The following is a 16,302-nucleotide window of genomic DNA, read 5'->3' as shown; positions in this document are numbered from 1 at the left end:
AAACATGTCTTATACTGTTGCTGAGTTTATTACACTCAGACTAAAGCAACTTGGTTGTTATCACGTATTTGGGGTGCCCGGCACCTCATGCTCAGATTTCATTGATAGTCTGGTAGCCGACCCGGATATGCAGTTTGTGAATACAGTCAACGAGCTGGAAGCCGGCTATGCTGCTGATGGTTACGGCAGACAAGGGGCAATCGGTGCGGTATCGGTCGCGTATGGTGTTGGTACGCTCAGTATGGCAAACGGTATTGCCAGTGCCCTCACTGAACGCGTACCACTGGCCGTGATCAATGGCGGTCCGACAGACAAGGATTTACGCCTGGAAGCTGAATATGACGTCCTCTTCTCCCACTCAACCGGATTTGGCAAAACCGACCTGAAAGTGTTTCGCAAGCTGACTCTGGGTGCAGCGGAAATCCGCACTCTGGAAGGCGCAGCAGACCGCATCGATCGTTTGTTGATCATGGCCATTGAACGCTCAGGCCCGGTTTATATTGAGATCCCACAGGATCTCTGGAAACAACCGATTGGTCATTTTTCTCCTAATCTGGCTTACAGTCCGAAGCGCTTTAAGCGAGGAGCACGGCCATTCACACAAGCCGTCGCCGACAAACTTGCGCAGGCAAGTAACCCGGTCGTCCTGTTAGGGGCTGAGCTGGTGCGCTTCGGTCTGATCGATGAAGCCATGCGTTTTGTTGAAGCCCAAAACTTGCCGTTTTATACCACCTTGCTGTCCAAGTCGCTGGTCAGTGAATCTCACCCGCTGTTCTGCGGCGTTTATGATAGCGATCTGGCACCGTCCACTGTGACTCAGGGCGTTGAATCGTCAGATTGCGTCATTGCGCTTGGGTGTTTATTCGGTATCGACCATCGCTACATGGTCACCTCTTTGGGCGACAAACTGCTTCGTGTCGCATTCAATAAAGCCATGATAGGGACCGAGGTGCTGCCTAAACTGTCACTGGGCGCCTCTTTAGAGTCACTGAATCAATTACCTGAGTTGACCCGCACAGATCGCCAAATCCCTACCGTAGCGGGACAAACGTATCAGGATCGCCGTGCGCATTGGCAATCCAAACTAGGTGATGACCCGTATAACGGCACGCTCGGTCACGACGGCATTTTTGCTGCGATTGGTGACTTCCTAACGGAGCAGCCCGACCCTTATTACATCAGCCTGGATACCTGTCTGGCCAGTTTCCCGGGAGCAGATATTCCGGTACTGGATACCCAATGCTTCCTGGCAAACCCCATTTGGCTGTCAATCGGTCAGGGCACACCTGCCGCAATCGGCGCTTACTTTGCAACTGGCAAACGGCCACTGATAGTGACAGGTGATGGCGGTTTCCAAATGGTGTCGCAAGCCTTCTCGTCATTCGTCCAGAATCAGATACCTGGCATCATAGTGATCATCGACAACGGTTCATATGCCATTGAACAGTTCCTGATCGACGGTACTTTCTTTACTGAACCGAACAAAGCACCACTGGACTACGTGATGCTCAACGGCTGGAAGTACGAAAACATGCCCCATGTCTACAATGGCGGGATCGGCCTCAGAGTCACCAGTTATGATGATCTGCTGGGCGCGCTGCGTCACGCACATGCTCGTCCGGATCAACCCTGTGTCATTGCAGCACAGATCCCAATGAAAGATCTGCCGGCTGAGAACCGCGCTTTCTTGGGTATTTAAGTCAATCAGATATTAATTCTTTTAATCGTTTCAAGAGGCGTTTGCGCCTCTTCAGCACAAGGGTATAAGGATGACATTGTCGCGGCGTACGTTTTTAAAAAGCAGTTTCGCACTTGCAGGACTGACTGGTTGTCAGGTGGCAGCCTCTCCGTTAGTCAGGGCCTTGTTAAATCAGGAGAATAGCTATCATGCACTCTACCTGGACAAAAACCGACTGACTGAATTGCTGCCTATTCTGGCTCAGCAATTACACCTTTATCAGGATGCAGAGATCCATACACAGGCGATCCAATGTATCGCGCAACTAGAGAGTGAGCACGCCATCTACACGCGCCTTCACGAACTGGTGGCGCAGGACTCAATGAACCTGAATCTGATCAACATGCATCGCTATCAGGATCGTCAAATCCAGTGTATTGAGTCATTACAGGATCTCATCACTGCAGTCCCGGTAGACGGTTACATCAGTTTTGGCTTGCCCAACAGCAGCTTTGATCCCATTGCTCTGTTGCCACAGGTAAGTGGTCGCAAATTGACTGTTACCCGGCCTATGCCGGCAAGTTACAGCCCCATCGCGCGCTCCGATGTGATCAGTATTGCCACAACCACTGAAGTAGATCAGCACGCGCTGGCGCTGAACAAAGACGCTCATTTGCAACTGGCTGCCATTTATGACGGCCCACACTGTTACAGCCAAGAGGTGTTTACCGGAATGATGTCAGGGCTGAGTCGACAAATGACCTCCGGCGGCCACCTTGCCATGCGCCTTTATGACGTACAAAAGCCAGTGCAACAACACTTTGCGGCAGTGCTGAATGACTGGACCAATCTGTTTGAAGGGCAATCCTGGCAGCAAGCAGCAGCACAACGCACACGACTACGCTCCGCAACAACATGGCACCGGGAAATGGCGCAATATGGGTTCAAACTGGTCGATATGCACACGCTGAACTCACACCAGGCGCTTCCTGAATACCTGGCTCTCTATCAAAAGGTTTCTTAATCTATGAAAAATCAGCAACACACCACTGTGTCCAGGCGTTCCTTTTTAAAAGGAACCGGGCTGGGACTGGGCGCGCTGGCAACCAGCACTTCTACTTTTGCCTGGCAAAACACCATTGATGTGCATCAGGGCGTCGTCGCCACAGCCACACTGAAAAATGCAGGCTTGCAAGAACAAGCGCACATGCAGGATCAATACATAGCACTGGCAGACACGCTGGATTTGCCGATCCGGACAGGGCATCAAGTTTTGATAGTCCTGGGCGTCGTGTCGGATAAACCATTTCCTTATAGTGTTGACAGTAAACTCCTGCATGCAAGCCTGATGCATCTGCTGGCACAAGGGGTGAAAGCGCAGCAAATCACCATTGCTTATCGCAGTAAACACGACCTCCAACCGACCTCGTCACTGGTGGTCTCGGCAAGCAAGGCGCTGGGCAAGGCATTTAAACCAGAGCATTTTGTTAATACCCTGGGTAATACACACTGGGAGACATTGACGCTCCCCCAGGGGTTGCCGGGTTTACACGTTTTGAGCAGTGCTAAGCGTGCAGATCATATTGTGTATCTGGGTCAGCTGACCGATCAACATGGTCAGCCTGTCATACCTGAGCATGCCATTGCACAAACCCTGTTGGCTGCTGATGGGCTGGCTCAGTATGCCGGGCAACTGGATGATGTCACCAAAATCTCCGTGCTCAACCGTGCGGTGTTTGCCAAAGTCAGGTTAGTGGCAAACAACGCAACGCGATTTGTCGCAACCACAGATACTGCGCAGTGCGAGGAAAAATGTGTCCATCCGGGGATCCTGAATATCTCTAATGATATGACCAGCCAGGCGGTGTTCGCGCGTCATTACCTCAGTGCGCTGCACAATAATACACAGGTCACAGCGCGCACTGCTCAGTCATTAGTCTGGATGCAACATGGCAGCAGCCGCGATCCGCTGACTATTCGGCTGGTTGAATCAGCCCTGAGCCGTTCCGGTGTGGCATTAAAAAAAGTAACGCTGGGGTAAAATGTGGTGTGGCTGAGCGCCGTTGCTCAGCCACAATTTAGGGGGTAATCCTTATGGGCGATATACTCTGACGTTGGCAAAGCCATTTTCGTGCAGGATCAGAGCCTGCAGCTGGCTCATCACGCCTTTGTTACAATAGAGGTAGTAATCTTTGTCCTGTGGTAAATCGCCAAACTTCGTCGCCAGGCGGAAAAACGGTAGGTGGATCACTTCAACTCCCTCCAGTTCAAGCGGATCCGCATCCTCCTCTTCCGGGGAACGAATATCAACCACCACGGCACCGGCAGGCAGATCGCTGACATTTTCAGCTTCTTTAACCTCTTCTTTTGCCTCTGCTTCAATCTCGCGAATGTCTTTCACGATGGCATTTTCCACCACGGTATCCAGCACATCAAAGTCAAACTTGCCTTCTTCAGCTTCGATTTTTTCCAGCTTCGCTTTAACCGTCGGCTTTTTCGAGATCACACCACAGTACTCAGGCATTGACTCCGCCATTTCACAGGTGCCAATCTGGCGCGCAATACGAATGATCTCTTCTTTATCATATTGGATCAGAGGGCGTAAGATCAGGGTTTCAGTAACACGATCAATCACGTTCAGGTTTGCCAGTGTTTGACTCGACACCTGACCAATACACTCACCTGTTACCAGCGCCTGAATACCAAAGCGCTCAGCAACGGCGGAACCGGCTCGCATCATCATACGTTTGAGCACGACGCCCATCTGGCTGTTTTCGATATTCTCAAGGATTTCTGCCACCACCGGCTCAAAGTCCACCGTGATAAAGCGCACCTTGTGGGTTGAGCTATATTGCTTCCACAAGTAGTGGCTCACCTGTTTTACACCGATCTCATGCGCCGCACCACCCAGGTTGAAGAACAGGAAATGGGTTCTCGCCCCTTTACGGATCATCTGGTAGCTGGCCACACCGGAGTCAAAGCCACCTGACATCAAAGACAGTACATCTTCCTGTGTTGGCAGTGGGAAACCACCCATTCCCAGGTGTTTAGTCGTTACGATATAGGCGCGATCGCCTTTTACTTCGATTTTAACCGTGACCTCAGGCTTGCGCAGTTGCACCCGTGCGCCCGGCACATTCTGGTTCAGACCGCCGCCGACATATCTTTCTACATCACTGGAGGTAAAGTCGTGATCCCCCTGACGTTTCACCCGAACGCAAAACGTCTTATTTTCGATTTGTGGGCCCACCAAAGGCAGTGCGGTTTGATAAATGTCGTCCAGCGTTTCAAAAGTGGTTTCCTGCACTTCAAGAAACTGCACTATGCCAGGAATACGGCCCAAACCACTGATAAACGCTTTGCGGATCTTAGGATCGTCGCTATGCGTTACCACCGTGATGTTGTCCCAGTTATTTTTTACCGTCACTTTTTCGTCAAAGCGGCTCAGCACCAGTTTGATGTTTCGTTCGAGTACCATAGTAAAGCGTTTGCGAACCGATTTACTTTTGATCACGATTTCGGGGTGCAATTTGACGATAAATTTAAACATAGAAGTCACTCTTGGTTTGGACATGAATGCGCAATTGGCGCGCCGACAACGGGCGCGCGATTATAGCAGACTTATTAAAGACTAGGAAATATACAGAGGATAACCAGCTTTTCTGGTCTGTGGGATCAAGCTATGCTGGGCAAAGACGCATCCGCCATTGTCTGATAATGCTGCTGCAAGTGTTGAATTTTGTCCCGGCTCAGTGAAGTCGCGTAGGGTTTAAACAGCATCAGGACTTTAACAATACCATTATAGATATCCTGCTGCTCCAGCACTCCAGTCATTCTGCGTGCTTTAACATACGGCGTCCAAAAGCTCACCACCATTTTCAGCATATGGGCCAGCTCATTGGCATCTTCATTACTGATCGCAATGACTTCAGCCGTTCGCAGACCAATAACGACCGCTTTTACCTGTTCAAACAACCGCGCCTGAAACGCAATATAATCCTTCTTAAGGACATCGTCGCGGACCAAAATATCATTGAGGTTATCGTAGAAGAAATGGTAGCGCCACATTAGCTCAAACAGCGAGTCAAGATACTGAGTCAACTGCTCAACAGGCTCATCATGGGCTGCTAATGGCTTAAAGTGGGTACTTAGGTGCTCACTATATAGCGCAAAAATATTACGAATAATGTCTTCTTTATTTTTAAAGTGGTAATACAAATTACCAGGACTGATCCCCATATTAGAAGCGATGTGGTTAGTGGTGATTGTTCGCTCGCCATGTAAATTAAACAAGGCGATACTGGTACGAATAATTTTTTCCTTGGTATTCATATTCGGTTCTCTGATAACACGTAATTAATGAAGCGATATTGACCTTTCGGTTATAACGCACAGTGAAAATAGCACTAAATGGGAATAACATTAAATTTTCATTTTGAAATCAGACCAGTGATATTGTGTCGTAAGCTTGATAATATAGAACGAATTTGAACTTTTATGATCCAGACATGCAAGTAACCGCTTTATATCCGGGCACCTTTGATCCGCTCACCAACGGACACGCCGATTTAATCAAACGCGCGGCCAAAATGTTCGACACTGTCATTTTAGCCATTGCACATAATCCAAACAAAAAACCCTGTTTTACGTTGGATGAACGTGTTGCTTTAGCAAAAGAGGTACTGGCGGAACATGACAACGTCAAAGTCATTGGCTTTACCGGGCTGTTAGTCGACCTCGCCCGTCAGCAGCAAGCCAATGTGCTGATCCGTGGGATCAGAGCAGTTTCTGATTTTGATTATGAGTTTCAGCTGGCAAATATGAACCGCCGTTTGTTTCCTGAATTAGAAAGTGTGTTTCTGACGCCCTCAGAGAAAAACTCTTTTATCTCTTCCACTTTGGTCAAAGAAGTGGCTTTACATCATGGTGATGTCAGTGAATTTGTCAGCCCATTAGTGGCTAAAGCTTTAGAGGAAAAGTTACACGGATGAAGCGTTCCTGTTTTATATTAAGCGGCCTGGCACTGGCCTCAGCGTCTGCATTCTCTTCACCCTGGATTGATGCCGGGGAAAGCCACCTTAAACACTCAATTGACCTGCTCGTCAGCGCTGGGGTCATTCAACGTCCAGTTAACCAATACCCCTTAATGTGGAATGGCCTGGTGGACGATCTGGTTAAAGCCGACGCGGCTCAGTTACCCGAAGATGTCCAGTTTGCGCTGCAACACGTAAAGCATGCTCTGGAACAGGCAAAGCGAGACACCCACTCGGGCATCATCACACATTATAGTGATGAGCAGACCATGCCGGCAGGGTTTGGTCAGCAAACCCGATCTCGCAGCGGGATTAGCAGTTATGGTCAGATCACTGGTAGTAATGTCAGTGCCCGGGTACAAGTTAACTATGCTGATAACCCGCAAGACGGTAAACAGGTCAGCCATCATGGCAGCCACCTGGCAGTGTTGCTGGGTGACTGGGCGTTTAGCGCAGAACGACTTGATTACTGGTGGGGTCCGGGCAATGAAAACGCCTTATTACTCTCTAACAACGCAGCACCGATGAAAGCACTCCGCATCAGCCGCGCCAATACCAATTACAGCGGACCAAGCTTTTTATCTTTTATCGGTCCCTGGCAGATCACCGCTATCGCAGCAAAGCAACGTCCGCAGCTGGCTGTCGACAACGAAAAAGACTTTTGGGGCATCAGAGTATCAGCCTTTCCTTTACAGGGGTTGGAAGTCTCCTATGCCACCACAGCCAGTGACTTCGTATACCGGACAGATCCACAAGATGAAACTCAGGATCAACAGCGCCTGAGCAGCATCGATGTCAAATACGCCTCTCGCATTGCGGGCATGCCCGTGGCTTTTTATGGTGAAGTAAGTGGCGACAATGACCAAGGCGCGTTACCAGACAATGGCGCTTTCACCTTAGGGGCTGAAACCTTCTGGGGGACATCGGAATATCGCATAAAATCTTACCTTGAATACAGTGATACAGAAACGAATTGCCAGGCACAGCAAGCCAGTTTTCAGTGTCACTTTGCGACGGCAGGTGAAGGGGCAGATTACCGTGAACGTGACCGCTGGCTGGGTGCACACATGGGCCCACAAGCAACCTCCATTAGCTTAGGCGCAACCTACTATGGTATGGGCGGTTACGGCGGTTATGCCAAAATAAAACGGCTACAATTTGACACCCTAAATATCGACCGGGATTTACTTCAGGTTGGCTATCAGCAAGGCCTGTTTAACGGTTTGCTAAAACTGGATCTGGCGCACTGGCGTGATAAAGGCGCCACAAATTCAAACAATGAAACATCAGCATCCGTCAGCTGGGAGTACCGATTCTAATCCCTTACCGCCCGATCTATTCGGGCGGTACCGACTCTACCCAAATCGCTCATATTGCCCTTTGTGCCGTATACGGTTGCGGATAAAACAAACGATACAGGGCTAAAAAATCACGATTCGTTATCAGGGCCCCCACCATCACAAAGTCAGCACTGATCACTGTCCAGGAATAAACGTACCATAACATCCAAGGGTCCCTGGTACCAAGCAAATAGGAGTCCACGTACATCATGAAAAACATCGAGGCGTTTATGCTTAGCGCCAACACGCAATAGAAGAAAGCAGGTTGCTGCGGTGCATGCCTGAACCATTTGTACCGAGCAATAAACAAGGCCACCACGGTCAGGACGTCATAACTCGCCCAATAAATAAAATCGCTGGCGACCATATCGATAGACATAAAAAGATCGCTCAGGCTATACGACAGCGACAGGATCAAAGAGGCAGAAAAAACTTGCTTGTTCGTGTTTATACCCAGCACCGCCAACCCGGCACTGAGCAAAAAAGCCATATAAAAGCCCCAGAGCACCATGGCACCAGTACTTAAGCCAAAATAGTCAAATAACATAAATATCGCTGTTTTGTGGTTTGTCAGAACATAGGCCAAGCCATTTAGGCTTCGTTATGTATTTCAAACTCTTATTGTGTGGCGTTACTCTAGCAAACACTGCCACACTTTGACCAGCCTTGTGCAAATGCTTTGTGCGTCATGGTTAGCATGGGTCCAGAAATGACAAAAGTGCCCGACAGGGCACTTTCATTGAAACAGTCACCAAACACTCAGGCCACAAACTGACACGGGATCCGCGCAGGTTCCGCAGCCTGTAACATGTATTCCATGGCGACTTCATCGCAGTTGTTTTTGCGCAAGCACAACTCGCAATCTTTCATGACCTTTTCGGGCAGACTGTCTTTATTACACCCACTGAACCCTTGCTTGTCAAAAAAGCCTGGCACCCGAGTCAGTACAATCACCCGCTTTAACGCCAGGCGTTTGGCTTTAGCCAGCAGGTGCGCAACGAGCTGCTGTCCCTGGCCTTTCACAGGGATCGTCGGATCAACGCCCAGTGAGCGGATCTCAGCTAACCCTGTATCGTAAATATAAAGCGATGCGCAACCGGTGACCTTGCCATCGACCTCAGTCACAGCAAATTCATTGATACTGTGGATCATATCACTTTTGGCACGAGGCAGGTTTTCACCCACTTTCGCCCAGTATTGGATCAACCCCGCGATGGCCTCCACATCATTCAAAGAGGCATCACGTACCGTGATTTGCTGTTTTTTTTTCGCCGCGCCGATAGCCGCAGAAACCTGAGTGACTGACGTCCCCCCTTTCGCGCTGCGCGCTGCAATACAGGCATCGAGTTGCAATACCGGGTAAACATCCTGTTCGATGTGCGTGCACACAGACTGAAATTGTGCCAGGTTAAGGTCTTCAAGGTTTTTTTGTTCACTCAGCGCCAGCTGTACCAGTTGCCCCACGATGTGGTGGCCTTCACGGAAAGGGATCCCTTTCGCCACCAAATAATCGGCCAGCTCAGTGGCATTGGCATGCCCTCCCTGTGCCGCTTGTTTGGTTTTATCTGCATTCACTTTCACACTTTCAATGCAAGACTGAGCCATATGAAGTGCTGCCAGCCAGGTTGGCATAGCGTCAAACACCCCTTCTTTGTCTTCCTGCATATCCTTGTTATAGGCCAGAGGCAGCGCTTTCAAGGTCATCATCATGGCACTGAAGGCACCAAACACGCGCCCCGTTTTGCCTCGGATAAGCTCTAGCGCATCAGGGTTTTTCTTCTGAGGCATTAAAGAAGAGCCAGATGTCACATTATCACCCAAATCAATAAAGCCAGCCTCACCGGAGTTATAAAAAATCATATCCTCGGCCAGACGTGACAGATGCAGCATAGAGATGGAAGCACAACTCAGAAGCTCCAGGACAAAGTCCCTGTCTGAGACGGCATCTAAGCTATTGCGGGTGGCACAGTTGAACTCCAACTCAGCAGCCAGCCGCTCTCTGTCGATAGCATAGGCAGTGCCTGCCAGCGCACCACTGCCAAGCGGACATTCATTCAGCCGTGTTATGGCATCTTGCAGACGCGACGCATCACGTTCCAGCATTTCCACGTAAGCCATGCACCAGTGACTGAACAACACGGGTTGTGCCCGTTGCAAATGAGTATAACCAGGCAGAATAGTGCCCAGTTCACGCTCTGCCAACGCAACGAAAGCCGTTTTTAACATCGTCAGTGCGTCCAGTATTTTGTAGCTACTCTCTCGGCACCACAAGCGAAAGTCGGTGGCCACCTGATCATTACGACTACGACCCGTGTGCAACTTTTTGCCCAGGTCGCCGACTTTTTCAATCAAGCGCGCCTCTACATAAGAATGAATATCTTCATACCCGGCCGTAGCAATGGCATGCGGATCAGCACTGGCTTCCTCGAGCAGCGCCTGCAACGCCGCAACCAGTTGGGCATGCTCATCGTCGGTCAGGACCTGAACCTGTTTGAGTGCCCCTGCCCAGGCAATCGAGCCAACAATATCCTGCTCAGCCAGCTGATAATCGAACGGCAAGGAATCATTAAATTGTTTGAAGGCCTCATCCGGCCCAGACGAAAAGCGCCCACCCCACAATGCCATGTTACTTTACTCCTCTGATTACCTTTACTTGACCGATTTTTGTTTGTTCAGTGCCGAAATACGGCTGGATAAAGAGAACAGGCGTATAAAGCCTTCGGCATGAGACTGATCGTACACATCGTCCTCTCCAAAAGTCGCAAAGTCCTCACTGTATAAACTGTTCACAGAACGTTTTTGCACTGCACTGACTTGCCCTTTGTATAGCTTCAGTACTACTTCACCCGTCGCCACCTGGGCCAAAGACTGTGCAGCGGCCAGCAAAGAGTCTTTCAACGGCGTAAACCAACGCCCGTCATACACCAGATGGGCAAATTCACTGGCAACGGTTTCTTTCCATTTTCGGCTCGCCTTATCCAGCACCAGCTCATCAATGGCCTGTAATGCGGCCACCATCACTGTGCCTCCCGGCGTTTCATAACACCCACGTGACTTCATGCCCACCAGGCGGTTTTCGACAATATCAATACGACCCACGCCATGCTTTGCGGCAATTTCGTTGAGTGTGAGTAAACAGTGATAGGGAGTCAGGGCTTGGCCATTCACCGCCACCACCTGTCCAGACTCAATTTGCACACTCACCAGCTCGGCTTCATTGGGTGCCTGCTCAGGCGAAGCCGTCCAGGTCCAGACCTGATCGCTCGGTTGATTCCAGGGGTCTTCCAGTTCGCCGCCCTCATGAGAAATATGCCAGGCATTGGCATCACGGCTGTAAATTTTGGTTGCTGAAGCTGCACACGGTATGTTGCGTTCAGCCAGATAATCCAGCAAAGATTCACGACTAGACAAAGACCACTCACGCCATGGTGCGATCACTGCCAGATCGGGTGCCAGCGCAGCAAAGCAGGACTCAAACCGCACCTGATCATTGCCTTTACCTGTGCAGCCATGAGACAGTGCATCTGCGCCCACTTTACGGGCAATTTCTACCTGCGCCTTAGCAATGATAGGTCGAGCCATCGAAGTGCCCAGTAAATAGGTGCCTTCGTACACCGCACCACTTTGCAAAGTCGGATAAATATACTCGCTGACCAGTTCAGCTTTCAGATCAACGATATGACACTCGCTGGCGCCCGATGCCAGGGCTTTCTCTTCTACGCCCTGAAGCTCCTCGTCACCCTGGCCCACATCGGCCACAAACGCGACCACTTCACAGCCATAGTTTTCTTTTAACCAAGGCACAATTGCTGAAGTATCCAAACCACCGGAGTAAGCCAGCACTACTTTTTTAATGTTTTTCATAATATTTACCTTAATACTTAATTCGATTGGTTCAGACGATCTGTTTGTTCATGAGCGCGAGTAACAGGGCGTTTTGTGCGTGCATACGGTTTTCGGCCTGTTGCAGGATCCGTGCTTTAGGCCCGTCCATCACCTCAGATGTGATCTCATAACCACGATGAGCAGGCTGACAGTGTAGTACCGTGCTAGCCCCGGTCTGGTCGAACAATGTTTGATTGAGCTGATACGGCATAAAAGTCGCTTTCGCCTGCTCCAGTGAGGTGTCACTACCCATAGATACCCAGGTATCTGTGTACAAAGCATTGGCACCTGCTGCGGCTTCGATACGATCGCTGATCAGCACTGATGCGCCGTTTACGGCCGCAATTTGCTCTGCCTGCTTAACAATCTGGGCATCAGGAGAATGTCCTTTAGGACAAACCGCAACAAAGTCGGCCCCCAGAGTCGCGGCCAGCAACAATAAAGACTGACAGACATTATTGCCTTCGCCCAGGTAAGCCAATTTGATCTGACTGACATCACCAAATACCTCCTGCAACGTCAAAAAGTCAGCCAACGCCTGACAAGGGTGATATAAATCACAGAGACTGTTCACCACCGGAATATCAGAATATTCAGCCAGCACCTCTAAAGTGTGGTGTGAAGAAACCCGAGCGACCAACGCATCTGCCCAGGTGGCGATATTCAATGCAAAATCCTGCACCGATTCACGGCTGCCCATGGCACCGTTTTGCTGATCCAAATAAACCGCGTGCCCTCCGAGTTTGTTGATCCCAATATCAAATGACAAACGGGTTCTGAGGCTGGGTTTTTCAAATAGCGTGACCACAGATTTACCCGCCAGTGCGTGGGCAAATTCCTGCGGTTGTTGTTTGATGTCACTTGCAAGCGCAAGCAGTTTCAGGATCTGGCTTTTATCAAACTCCAGACCAGTAATAAAGTGACTCGACATAAGGCTTCCTACGGTAGAATATGGGTTCCGACGTGCTGCCCCTCAATCAGGGCAAGCAGGTTATCTGGCTTCTGCCAGCTTGAGATATACACCCCACGTCGTAAATGTCGGGCAGCGTGAAGACTGGTCTTAACTTTGACCTCCATCCCGCCCACAATCACCTTCTGTGCTATTAGTTGTTCAATCTGGTCACTATTGAGTTGCGCTAATGGCTGACCTGCGCCGTCCAGCACAGCTTCAACATCCGTCATAAAAATCAGCTCACCACCGAGCTGATGTGCCAGCGCTGCCGCTGCTTCATCCGCATTGACATTAAACAACGCGCCGTCTGCACCAATGCCAATCGAGCTGATTAAGGGAATTCTTCCTGCTGCGAGTAGTTCAGGGACCAGGCTTTCGTGAGCTGCTTCACAGGTGCCAACCTGCCCCAGCGCCTTGAGTTTCTGCGTAGTCAGCAGGCCAGCTTCGTATAAACTGATCCCAACCGGCATCAGACCCGCAGTAATTGCCTGTGCCATCAACTGTTTGTTTGCGCACCCAGCTAGTGCACCGACTATGTATGGCATCTGCTCTTTAGGGCTGATCCGCAGCCCCTGATGTTTAGCGGTCGCAAACCCGGCATCACTGAGCCAGCTATCCACTAGCGCCCCACCGCCATGTACCACCACAAAGTTATCTGGACGACCTTGCTGAGCCAGTGATTTAAGCGCAATAAACAAATCATGCGCGGCGTGATCTGAATTCAGCACAGCACCACCGAGTTTGATCACCCAGGTTTTTTTATTTGTCATGAATTACCCCATCAACCCTTGTTCATGCGGATACTGACTGGCCAGATTCATACATTGCAGCGCCTGTCCTGCCGCACCTTTCAATAAATTATCAATGGCCACTGTGACAATCAGTTGCTGCCCCTGTTGCTGCCAGCCAATATCGACAAAAGCCCGGTTTGCCACGCCTTTAATTGAAGGCAGTGCAGCACCCTTAAGCCGGATCAGTGGCTCGTCTGCCAGCACCTGATAAGCCTGAGCCACCTGATGGTCAGATACTCCCGGTTTAAGCGAAACATAAATGGTTTCGAGGATCCCACGGGGGAAGTTTCCCAGGTGGGGTGTAAACAACACCGGATGCGCAAGGTAGCGCTCGATTTCAGGCGTATGTCTGTGATTAAACAACCCATAAGGCGTCAACGAAACTTCACAAAAATGTGTTGTGAGGCTGGCTTTACGCCCGGCCCCCGTGACGCCTGACACCGCATTAATGATGATGGTGTCATCGCTCAGTAAGTCTGCCTGTTTGAGGGGTTTCAGCGCATTCAATGCAGCGGTTGGATAACAGCCGGGCACCGCCACCAGCTGTGCCTCGCTCAAAGCGTCACCGTACCACTCCACCAGACCATATTGTGCTTTATCGAGCCACTGCGAATAAGGGTGGCTAAAGCCATAATACTGTTCGTAATCAGCGCTGCTTTTAAGTCGATAAGCCCCGGAGAGGTCGAAGACCTTTTTACCCATGGCCAGGAAAGTCTGGGCAAGCTCAACGCTCACCTTGTGATCGGTACAAAGGCAGACATAGTCGACATCACTGTCGGCTATGCCTGCAAACGTCTCATCCGTCAAAGGGAGCAGGGAGACATCAAGTAAACCTGTATGTTCAGGATATAACTCACTCAGATACTTCCCTTTATCTAAACTCTGTGCGGACACATAACAGCCACTGAGGTGCAAACCCGGATGACGGGCCACCAAACTGGCCAACTCTGCGCCGCTATATCCGCTGGCGCCAACAATTGCTACGTTAAACATCGATAACTCTTATAAATTAGTAAACACAAAGACCATGTAAATCTGCTATTGATGATGTTATCGTCGCATTGTTGCACCCTCTATATTTATGCTAAAAAAATGAATTGATATTCACCTTACATACATATAGATTTTTATGCAACAGGTTTGAATAAATATTTTAGGATAAATAAATGCCACTACCCGACTTTAGAACCATGTACAGCGAGCTCATCGCCCGCCCCTCTGTCAGTGCGCTCGATCCCAGCCTCAATCAAAGTAACCGCGCAGTCATTGAACTGCTTGCACACTGGTGTGAACAACTGGGCTTTAGCACCGAAATCACCGAGCTACACAGCGCTCCCGGTAAATTCAATCTACTCGCCCGCAAGTGTCCACCCGGTTTGGCGGAGCAAACTGGGGGGCTGATGCTGGCCGGACACACAGATACCGTGCCCTTTGACGACAGTCGCTGGAATTTTGATCCTTTCCAGCTTAGTGAAAAAGACAACCGCTTATATGGCTTAGGCAGCATTGATATGAAGGGCTTTTTTGCTTTTGTGTTGAAAGCACTAGAGGAGTTGCAAGAAGCACAACAAAGTGCCCCGGTGATGATCCTGGCAACTGCAGATGAAGAGATCACCATGGCAGGTGCACAAGAAATCGCACGCCACGGCAACCTAAAACCAGCACGCTGTATCATTGGCGAACCAACCGATATGGTGCCGGTTTATACGCACAAAGGACACATGTCTTCAGCCATTCGGATCACTGGCCGCTCTGGTCATAGTTCCGACCCGGATCGTGGTCTCAATGCCATTGAAGTCATGCAGCAAGTAATTGCTAATCTGTTACAGTTAAAAGAAGATTTAAAGAATAAATATTCACTCTCTGATTTCATCATTCCCTACCCGACCTTGAATTTAGGTCATATTCATGGGGGTGACAATGCCAACCGCATTTGCGGCTGTTGCGAGCTACATATCGACCTGCGTCCACTGCCCGGACTCAGCATTACCGAGCTACAGGCCTTGTTAATGCAGGCTGTTGCGCCCATCAATAAGCGCTATCCAGACAGCGTATCAGTCATAGACTTGCATGATCCCATTCCCGCGTTTCATGGCACCCGGGATTGCGCACTGGTGAAACTGGCTGAAAAAATTTCAGGTCAACAGGCCGTTGCCGTGAACTATTGTACGGAAGCGCCGTTCTTACAGCAGCTTGGATGCGAAACCATTGTTATGGGGCCGGGCTCCATTGCTCAAGCACATCAGCCAGATGAATATCTCGCGATGGAAAAAATCAAACCCAGTCAGCAGATCCTGACTGAGCTGATCAAGCAGCAGTGTTTTACCTGTTCAGCATAGCGCAGTGTAATAACATGTAATTGAAAGACGCCTCCTCAACGACTATACCTGAACAGATGTAATACATAGTCGGTATCAGCCTGTCGAGATACAACCCGTCAATCGTATCTCGACAGACTTTTACCTGTAAAGGTGTGCCGTTTGCTTTATAGCAGCGGCTCACCCCGGCCGTTCGGGGCCATCGACTGTCAGCACAGGACACCGCAGTATTGGTCTACTGACAAGGAAGGGGGCAAAAGATGTGCAATCTACTCTCTTATCATCACAATCCAGCTAGCATCTGC

General features: G+C 49.9%; 14 protein-coding genes. 6 read left to right on the top strand and 8 right to left on the bottom strand.

The genetic code is table 11. From position 1 onward, the window contains the following. The first annotated feature begins 4 nt into the window (after nt 1–4). From AT705_RS14500 to AT705_RS14490, 3 genes are all read left to right on the top strand, one after another. The gene (locus AT705_RS14500) at nt 5–1,699 is read left to right on the top strand and encodes a thiamine pyrophosphate-binding protein (RefSeq protein ID WP_058797111.1); all 1,695 of its coding nucleotides are present in this window, start codon (nt 5–7) and stop codon (nt 1,697–1,699) included. Nucleotides 1,700–1,769: 70 nt separating this feature from the next. Then, nucleotides 1,770–2,702, top strand: a complete 933-nt coding sequence (locus tag AT705_RS14495) for a hypothetical protein (RefSeq protein WP_058797110.1) — start codon at nt 1,770–1,772, stop codon at nt 2,700–2,702. 3 nt (nt 2,703–2,705) lie between these two features. After that, entirely contained in the window at nt 2,706–3,719 is a 1,014-nt protein-coding gene (locus tag AT705_RS14490) for a twin-arginine translocation signal domain-containing protein (protein ID WP_058797109.1), read from the top strand. A 51-nt stretch (nt 3,720–3,770) separates the two neighbouring features. Here the strand turns inward: AT705_RS14490 and thiI are convergent, their stop codons facing one another. Both thiI and AT705_RS14480 read right to left on the bottom strand, forming a co-directional pair. Further along, nucleotides 3,771–5,228 (bottom strand): tRNA uracil 4-sulfurtransferase ThiI, encoded by a 1,458-nt coding sequence (gene thiI, locus AT705_RS14485; protein ID WP_058797108.1) that lies wholly within the window; start codon nt 5,226–5,228, stop codon nt 3,771–3,773. A gap of 125 nt (nt 5,229–5,353) precedes the next feature. Then, the gene (locus AT705_RS14480) at nt 5,354–6,010 is read right to left on the bottom strand and encodes a TetR/AcrR family transcriptional regulator (protein WP_058797107.1); all 657 of its coding nucleotides are present in this window, start codon (nt 6,008–6,010) and stop codon (nt 5,354–5,356) included. Between the two features lie 176 nt (nt 6,011–6,186). Here AT705_RS14480 and coaD point away from each other — a divergent pair, with 176 nt between their 5' ends. After that, on the top strand, nt 6,187–6,669 hold the full coding sequence (coaD, locus tag AT705_RS14475; RefSeq protein ID WP_058798014.1) for a pantetheine-phosphate adenylyltransferase: 483 nt from the start codon (nt 6,187–6,189) through the stop codon (nt 6,667–6,669). Continuing rightward, nucleotides 6,666–8,030, top strand: a complete 1,365-nt coding sequence (locus tag AT705_RS14470; RefSeq protein WP_058797106.1) for a capsule assembly Wzi family protein — start codon at nt 6,666–6,668, stop codon at nt 8,028–8,030. The genes coaD and AT705_RS14470 overlap by 4 nt, the downstream gene beginning before the upstream one ends. A gap of 49 nt (nt 8,031–8,079) precedes the next feature. Here the strand turns inward: AT705_RS14470 and AT705_RS14465 are convergent, their stop codons facing one another. The 6 genes from AT705_RS14465 to argC all read right to left on the bottom strand — a co-directional run bounded on the left by AT705_RS14465 (nt 8,080) and on the right by argC (nt 14,672). Beyond that, on the bottom strand, nt 8,080–8,598 hold the full coding sequence (locus AT705_RS14465) for a hypothetical protein (RefSeq protein ID WP_058797105.1): 519 nt from the start codon (nt 8,596–8,598) through the stop codon (nt 8,080–8,082). 212 nt (nt 8,599–8,810) lie between these two features. Beyond that, the gene (gene argH, locus AT705_RS14460; RefSeq protein ID WP_058797104.1) at nt 8,811–10,676 is read right to left on the bottom strand and encodes an argininosuccinate lyase; all 1,866 of its coding nucleotides are present in this window, start codon (nt 10,674–10,676) and stop codon (nt 8,811–8,813) included. A gap of 24 nt (nt 10,677–10,700) precedes the next feature. Next, a complete protein-coding gene (locus tag AT705_RS14455; RefSeq protein WP_058797103.1) occupies nt 10,701–11,915 on the bottom strand; it encodes an argininosuccinate synthase in 1,215 nt (404 codons plus the stop codon). A gap of 31 nt (nt 11,916–11,946) precedes the next feature. Beyond that, nucleotides 11,947–12,867 carry an ornithine carbamoyltransferase gene (locus AT705_RS14450; protein ID WP_058797102.1) on the bottom strand — a complete coding sequence of 307 codons (921 nt, stop codon included), beginning with the start codon at nt 12,865–12,867 and terminating at the stop codon, nt 11,947–11,949. Between the two features lie 8 nt (nt 12,868–12,875). After that, the gene (argB, locus tag AT705_RS14445) at nt 12,876–13,658 is read right to left on the bottom strand and encodes an acetylglutamate kinase (RefSeq protein WP_058797101.1); all 783 of its coding nucleotides are present in this window, start codon (nt 13,656–13,658) and stop codon (nt 12,876–12,878) included. Nucleotides 13,659–13,661: 3 nt separating this feature from the next. Continuing rightward, the gene (argC, locus tag AT705_RS14440) at nt 13,662–14,672 is read right to left on the bottom strand and encodes an N-acetyl-gamma-glutamyl-phosphate reductase (RefSeq protein WP_058797100.1); all 1,011 of its coding nucleotides are present in this window, start codon (nt 14,670–14,672) and stop codon (nt 13,662–13,664) included. 173 nt (nt 14,673–14,845) lie between these two features. Here argC and argE point away from each other — a divergent pair, with 173 nt between their 5' ends. Then, entirely contained in the window at nt 14,846–16,018 is a 1,173-nt protein-coding gene (gene argE, locus AT705_RS14435; protein WP_058797099.1) for an acetylornithine deacetylase, read from the top strand. Nucleotides 16,019–16,302 lie beyond the last annotated feature (284 nt).

This window comes from Pseudoalteromonas rubra, assembly GCF_001482385.1.
In the GTDB taxonomy this organism is placed as follows: Bacteria; Pseudomonadota; Gammaproteobacteria; order Enterobacterales; family Alteromonadaceae; genus Pseudoalteromonas; species Pseudoalteromonas ardens.
Note: the sequence above shows the minus strand (reverse complement) of the source record. Positions and strands in the feature narration are given on the sequence as shown.

What these genes read in the sequence shown, in the direction of transcription:
- AT705_RS14500 (WP_058797111.1), top strand. Translation starts at nt 5, where the DNA reads ATGTCTTATACTGTTGCTGAGTTTATTACACTCAGACTAAAGCAACTT.
- AT705_RS14495 (WP_058797110.1), top strand. Translation starts at nt 1,770, where the DNA reads ATGACATTGTCGCGGCGTACGTTTTTAAAAAGCAGTTTCGCACTTGCA.
- AT705_RS14490 (WP_058797109.1), top strand. Translation starts at nt 2,706, where the DNA reads ATGAAAAATCAGCAACACACCACTGTGTCCAGGCGTTCCTTTTTAAAA.
- thiI (WP_058797108.1), bottom strand. Translation starts at nt 5,228, where the DNA reads ATGTTTAAATTTATCGTCAAATTGCACCCCGAAATCGTGATCAAAAGT.
- AT705_RS14480 (WP_058797107.1), bottom strand. Translation starts at nt 6,010, where the DNA reads ATGAATACCAAGGAAAAAATTATTCGTACCAGTATCGCCTTGTTTAAT.
- coaD (WP_058798014.1), top strand. Translation starts at nt 6,187, where the DNA reads ATGCAAGTAACCGCTTTATATCCGGGCACCTTTGATCCGCTCACCAAC.
- AT705_RS14470 (WP_058797106.1), top strand. Translation starts at nt 6,666, where the DNA reads ATGAAGCGTTCCTGTTTTATATTAAGCGGCCTGGCACTGGCCTCAGCG.
- AT705_RS14465 (WP_058797105.1), bottom strand. Translation starts at nt 8,598, where the DNA reads ATGTTATTTGACTATTTTGGCTTAAGTACTGGTGCCATGGTGCTCTGG.
- argH (WP_058797104.1), bottom strand. Translation starts at nt 10,676, where the DNA reads ATGGCATTGTGGGGTGGGCGCTTTTCGTCTGGGCCGGATGAGGCCTTC.
- AT705_RS14455 (WP_058797103.1), bottom strand. Translation starts at nt 11,915, where the DNA reads ATGAAAAACATTAAAAAAGTAGTGCTGGCTTACTCCGGTGGTTTGGAT.
- AT705_RS14450 (WP_058797102.1), bottom strand. Translation starts at nt 12,867, where the DNA reads ATGTCGAGTCACTTTATTACTGGTCTGGAGTTTGATAAAAGCCAGATC.
- argB (WP_058797101.1), bottom strand. Translation starts at nt 13,658, where the DNA reads ATGACAAATAAAAAAACCTGGGTGATCAAACTCGGTGGTGCTGTGCTG.
- argC (WP_058797100.1), bottom strand. Translation starts at nt 14,672, where the DNA reads ATGTTTAACGTAGCAATTGTTGGCGCCAGCGGATATAGCGGCGCAGAG.
- argE (WP_058797099.1), top strand. Translation starts at nt 14,846, where the DNA reads ATGCCACTACCCGACTTTAGAACCATGTACAGCGAGCTCATCGCCCGC.